Below are 1,560 nucleotides of genomic sequence, written 5' to 3'. Positions count from 1 at the left end.
CGCTTCTTCGCGCTCTACCGCTCCCAGTCCACCATCCAGGTGCTGAAGGCCAACGTGGTGCGCAGCGAGCAGCAGCTCGAGCGTGCCCGGGCGCTCTTCCAGGCGGGCCGGGTGGGCAAGGCCGAGGAGCTGTCCGCGCTGGTGAACCTGGGCAATGACCGCATCTCCGTGGTGCTGCGGCAGGCGCAGCGCGCCCGGGACCAGGCGCAGCTGGCCACGTGGTTGGCCATGCCGGGCACGGAGGCCCTGGAGGCGGTGACTCCGCCTGGGCTGGACACGCCGCCGCCTCCGCCGCCGAGCCTGGAGCAGTCCGTGGCCGAGGCGCGGACCCGTCGGCCGCTGTTGAAGGCGCTGCGCCAGCGGATCCGCGCGGCGGAGCTCCAGCGGAGCATCGTCACCGCCGGCTACCTGCCGCAGGTGTCCCTTCAGGGCTCCCTCCAGCGCAGCGGTTTCGAACCGGATGTCTACTTCGGCGAGCCCTCCCTCCAGAACTCGGCGAGCGCGGGCGTGTCGTTCCAGTGGGACCTCTTCAACGGCTTCAGCACCCAGGCCCAGACGCGCCGGGCGGAGTACCAGACGCGAGTGGCCGAGCTGAACCTCCAGCAGTCGGAGCGTGAGCTGGAGGGCGCGCTGAGCCAGGCGCACCAGACGCTCCTGGCGCAGATCTCCGCCTCCGAGCTGGCCGAGGCCAACCGTCAGGCGGCCGCCGATGCGCTGCGGCTCGCCGAGGAGCGCTTCAACGCGGGTGTCAGTTCGACGCTGGAGGTGCGCGACGCGCAGCTCAAGCTCACGCAGGCCGAGCTGACCCTGCTGGAAAACAGGATTGAAGTCGAAACCGCCCGTTTCGCGCTGATGCGGGCCATGGGCACTCTGGCCCCGGGGGAAGTGAAATGAAGTGGTGGAAGGCTGTCATCGCAGGTGGACTGTTCCTCGGGGCTTCGGCCATCACCGTCGGTGGGTTGAAGGATCGCCCCCCTCCCACCGTGGAGGCGCAGGTGACGAAGGCCCGTAAGGGCTCCGTCACCCGCACCATCACCGGCGCCGGCAAGGTGCAGGCGGCCACCACGGTGAAGATCTCCTCCAACCTCTCCGGCGACCTGACGGAGCTGCTGGTGAAGGATGGGGACCGGGTGACGAAGGGCCAGGTGCTCGGCCGCATCGACCGCAAGCGGTACGAGGCGGCGACGAAGCAGGCCCAGGCGGCGCAGAACGCGGCGCGCTCGGACGCCCAGGTGTCCCAGGTGGAGGCGGACCGCACCACGGCCGAGCTGGGCCGGGTGGAGGAGCTGGGCAAGAAGGGCCTGGCCTCGACGGCCGAGGTGGAGCAGGCGCGGGCGGCCCGGGACTCGGCGGCGGCGCGGCTGTCGTCCGCCCAGCAGCGGCTGGCCCAGGCCTCCGCCGTCTACGAGGAGGCGCAGGGCAACCTCGCCAAGACGACGCTGCTGTCCCCCATCGACGGCAACATCATCGAGCTGTCGCGCGAGGTGGGTGAGCGCGTCCGTGGCTCGGACTTCTCCGAGGACGTGGTGATGACCATCGCCGCGCTCAACACCATGGAGG

General features: G+C 70.8%; 2 protein-coding genes. Both read left to right on the top strand.

Annotated features, from left to right (window positions below):
• The coding region (locus VF794_RS30770; protein ID WP_331116609.1) for a TolC family protein at positions 1 to 894 on the top strand (894 nt) is incomplete at its 5' end.
• Positions 891 to 1,560, top strand: a 670-nt coding sequence (locus VF794_RS30765; protein WP_331116607.1) for an efflux RND transporter periplasmic adaptor subunit, incomplete at its 3' end; no start/stop codon positions are given. The genes VF794_RS30770 and VF794_RS30765, both read left to right, overlap by 4 nt.

Origin of the sequence: Archangium sp. (assembly GCF_036389735.1) — a bacterium.
In the GTDB taxonomy this organism is placed as follows: Bacteria; Myxococcota; Myxococcia; order Myxococcales; family Myxococcaceae; genus Archangium.
This window is presented reverse-complemented; position numbering and strand designations above follow the sequence as displayed.